3 protein-coding genes and 1 pseudogene are annotated in these 3716 nt (G+C 78.3%); all 4 read right to left on the reverse strand.

Annotation, left to right across the window (positions count from 1 at the left end):
- Positions 1-17 precede the first annotated feature (17 nt).
- Positions 18-713, reverse strand: coding sequence for a hypothetical protein (locus E1283_RS33670; RefSeq protein ID WP_132821964.1), 696 nt, complete (start codon positions 711-713; stop codon positions 18-20).
- Positions 710-1933 carry a type VII secretion protein EccE gene (locus E1283_RS33675; RefSeq protein ID WP_243745290.1) on the reverse strand — a complete coding sequence of 408 codons (1224 nt, stop codon included), beginning with the start codon at positions 1931-1933 and terminating at the stop codon, positions 710-712. The genes E1283_RS33670 and E1283_RS33675 overlap by 4 nt, the downstream gene beginning before the upstream one ends.
- Positions 1930-3336: a type VII secretion protein EccB gene (gene eccB, locus E1283_RS33680; RefSeq protein ID WP_132821965.1), complete on the reverse strand. Its 1407-nt coding sequence runs from the start codon at positions 3334-3336 to the stop codon at positions 1930-1932. Before eccB ends, E1283_RS33675 begins: the two co-directional genes overlap by 4 nt.
- Positions 3337-3716: pseudogene (locus tag E1283_RS37735) on the reverse strand (S8 family serine peptidase); the annotation flags it as partial. It abuts the gene before it with no gap.

Below are 3716 nucleotides of genomic sequence, written 5' to 3' on the forward strand. Positions count from 1 at the left end.
GTGGGTGGGGAGCCCCCTCAGGCCTCGGCCGGCGGCGTCCGGCGTTGGCCCGGGGTGAGGAGCGCCGTCTCGCCCGGGGAGATGTCCGGGCGGAGCACGTCCACGCCGCCGAGGCGGAAGACGGCGATCTCGCCCGGCGCCAACGCGGCGGTGACGCGGGCCGGTTCGGGGCCGAGGACGCGTTCCACCGGGTCCGCGAAGTGCGCGTCGAGCGCCAGCACCGCGTCGGCCGCCGTCCAGAAGGCCGAGCGGCGCGGGGCGACCCGCGTCACGTGCAGCACCGTGCGCCACGGGCCGGCCGCCAACGCGACGTGCGGGGGCCGGCGCAGGTCGCAGACCAGGGCCTGCGGCCCGTCCGCCACGGTGGGCGGCGCCGGCGGACTGCCCGGCCAGGCCGGGATGGTGTCGAGGACCGACAGCCGGTCGCCGGCGGCCTGGGCGACGCCTGCCCACTGGTCGGCGACCCGGGTGACGGCCGTGACCCGCGCGCCGACGGCCAGCAGCCGCAGCGCGAAGAGCCGGCCGAAGAGGGACTCGCCGAGCACGCCGATCCGCGTGCCGGCCGGTCCCGGGGCGGGGATCGCGACGGGCTGGCCCGTCCGGTCGGTGCCGAGGTGGATGCCGGCGAAGGCGGGCGTGAGCCGACAGTCGGCCGTCTCCTCGTCCCGCCACTGGGCGGCCGGGAGTTCGGCCAGGTCCGGGATGGTGGTCATCGGGCTCCCCCCGTCGTCGTGAAGCCGGTCGCCTCGACCAGGGAGCGGGCGGGGTAGGCCACCGGGAGGGTGGCCAACAGGCCGGCGGCCTGGTCGGCGGCCGGCGGGCCGACGATGCCGGCCTGGACGAGTCGGTCGCGTTCGGCCGCCGCGTGCTGGGCCATGGTGCTGACGACCCGGACCGCTGTCCGCACCCGCAGCTCCGCGCCCTCCCTGGTCAGGGTGGCGGCGGTGATCACCCGGTCGGCGGTGCAGGTGGCCAACGAGCCGAGCAGCCGCGCCCAGTCGGACTGGTTCGCCACCTCGGCCGTGACCGTGCAGTGGGTGGCCGCGCTGCCGGCCCAACTGCCGGTGATCGCCCGGCCCTCGGCCGACGCGTCGCCGATCTGCCGCAGCAGGTCCCGCACCTGTCCCGCGCCGAGCGGCAGGCTCGGCATGCCGCGGGCGGCGAGGCCGGCCCGGATGCGGGCGGTGGCGGCCGCCACCGCGGCCCGCGCGCCGGCGGCGCCGCCACCGCGCCGCTCGGCCGCCTCGGGCGCGTCGAACGGCTCGTAGCGCAGCACCAGCCAGGAGCGCACGGCCACCGGGCGTCCCGCGAACGGCAGTTGGCGGTAGGCGATGGTGGGCTGGTAGCGGTAGTGGAAGTCCCAGGGCGGCAGGCCGAACTGCTCGACGACCAGTTGCGCGGCCGCCGGCCTGGCCGGGTCCTCGTCGAGCCAGCGGGCGATGACGCCGGCCGGCAGCGACGGCAGCATGCCGCCCGGGAACTCGACGATGGCGGCGTGGCCGCGGCCGTCCGCCAGCACGCCGAGGTCACGGCCGTTGCGGTCGGGGAACTCGGCGATGTCGAGGGCCGGCAGCAGCGCCGTGGCGAGCCCGAGGTCCGCGTCGTCGGCACGGCCGGCCGGGGCGGCCGTGCCGTCCGGGGCCAGCGCGTCGCGGCGCAGCCGGTCGAACAGCCACTGGTCGGCCCAGGCGCCGCGCCGCCGCAGCAGCGATCCGGTGGCGACGAGCGCGCCGACGCCGGCCAGGCCGTAGCCCCAGGGTCCCTGGAAGGCCGCGCCGGCGGCCAGGCAGCCGAGCCCGGCCTCGACCGCGACCAGCCGGCCCCGGCCGAACCGGCCGGCCGGGCCGGGGTGTCGCGGGCGGCCGCCGGCCGCGTCGCCCGGGGGGTTGGTGGTCCGCTGTCGGCGCTGTCCCGGGCTCACTCTGGGGCTCACTCTCCGGCTCCGCTCTGCTCGCGACCGGCCGCCTGGGGGTCGAGGACCGGCCCGACCGGCAGCAGGTCGGTGAAGGCGCTCGGCACGGACGGCGCCTCGCCCGGCGCGTAGCCGAGCCGTTCCACGGCGTCCGGCGAGGCGAAGGGGTAGGCGGCGCCGCTGTCCGTGACCAGCGTGTAGGTGCCGCCGGTGCCCGCCGAGGTGGTGGCCCGGACCACGGCGCCCGAGCCGGCCGGCAGGTAGATCTGGTCCAACAGGCCGAGCCTGGCGCCCTGGTAGCCGGTGACCGGGTCGACGTCGGCCGGGTCCGGCATGGTCGCCGGCAGGTGGATGGTGGCCTGCCAGGGCGCGTCGCCCGGCTGGCCGCCCGGCGGGGTGCTGATGCAGACGGGCTGGTTGCGCCCCGGCTCCTCCGGCCTCTGCAACTCGTCGGGCCAGGCCGGGTCGCCGGGCGCCGCGGCCTCGGAACGCGCCGCGCGGGCCGCGTCGGTGGCGCTGATCTCGTGGTCCGTCTCGGCGTCGACGCTCAACAGCGCGTGCACCAGCGGGGAGACGGAGACCAGCCCGTCCGACCTGACCAGGTAGTACTGCGGGCTGACGCCGGTGTCGGTGTGCGCGATGTCGCCGACCCTGGCCTCGAAGGGCAGCGCGACGGCCGGTTCACCACCGGCGTCGTCGCCGGGCGCCGGGATGGTCAGCGCGGGCCCCTCGGGCATGGCGGCGATGATCTCGTGCGGCAGCCGCACCGGCTCCACGCTCTGCAGGCCGAGCAGGTCGCGGATGGGCGTCTCCAGGGAGTACCTGCGGCCCTCGGTGAGCAGCCAGAACGCGCCGTCCTCGGCCTGGGCGAGCACGGTGGCGCCGCCCGCCGGCTCCTGGTCGGCGGGCGGGGCGACGCCGGGCACCGAGACGTAGAGCGCGGTGGCGGTCGGCGTGCCGCCGGTCTCGGACGGCACGACGCACAGCGTCCAGTCGTCGTCGACGAGGTCGCCGGTGCCGGGCAGCGCGTCGGGGGCGCCCGGGATGCCGACCGGCAGTCCGCGCGGCGCCTCGTCCAGCACGGACTGCTTGACCTTGGTGACCTCGCCGCCGCCCAGCAGCATCGCCGAGGCCAGGTTGAGCGCCGGGTGCACGACGCCGTCGCTGACGACGTAGCGGTCGCCGCTGTCGCCCACCACCACGGCGCCGGTGGCGGGCAGCGCCGGGCCACGGCCGCCACCGAGCCAGCCGGCGATGCCGAAGCCGGCCAGGATCAGGATGCCGATCGCCGTGCCGCCACCCAACGAGCGGTTGAGCCGGCGGCGCGGGTCGAGGCGCGCCTCGTCGGCGCCCCGGATGAGGCTGGTGGTTCGGCGGCGGTTCTCGTAGGCGTACGCCTCCGCCTGCTCACGTGTGGTGGCCATCTATCGTGTCCGGTTCCGGGGGGAGGAGTGCGGCGGGGTGGTGGTGCCGGCGGCCGGGGCGTCGCCGCCGTCGAGCCAGTCGAGCCGACCGGGGGGCGGGCCCTTCGGCCCGCCGCGCCGGTCCGGGGCGTCGCGGCCCGGGTCGGGGCCGGCGCGCCAGCCGCGGGCGGCGGCCCGGCGGACGGCGGGCGCGGCCATCAGCCCGAGGACGACGGCGAGCAGCAGGCCGCCGCTCCAGGCCAGGGCGGTGGCCGCCGTGTCGGAGAGCATCGGCTCGCTGACGGGGATGGGCTGCACGGGAAGGTGCCCGGGCGGGGCGGCCTCCGTGCCGTCGCTCTCGCCGGCGCCGAGGTGGGTGAGGGCGCCGAACGGGTCCACGA

The organism is Streptomyces hainanensis (genome assembly GCF_004348415.1).
GTDB classification, from domain to species: domain Bacteria; phylum Actinomycetota; class Actinomycetes; order Streptomycetales; family Streptomycetaceae; genus Streptomyces; species Streptomyces hainanensis.

What these genes read in the sequence shown, in the direction of transcription:
- eccB (WP_132821965.1), bottom strand. Translation starts at nt 3,336, where the DNA reads ATGGCCACCACACGTGAGCAGGCGGAGGCGTACGCCTACGAGAACCGC.
- E1283_RS33670 (WP_132821964.1), bottom strand. Translation starts at nt 713, where the DNA reads ATGACCACCATCCCGGACCTGGCCGAACTCCCGGCCGCCCAGTGGCGG.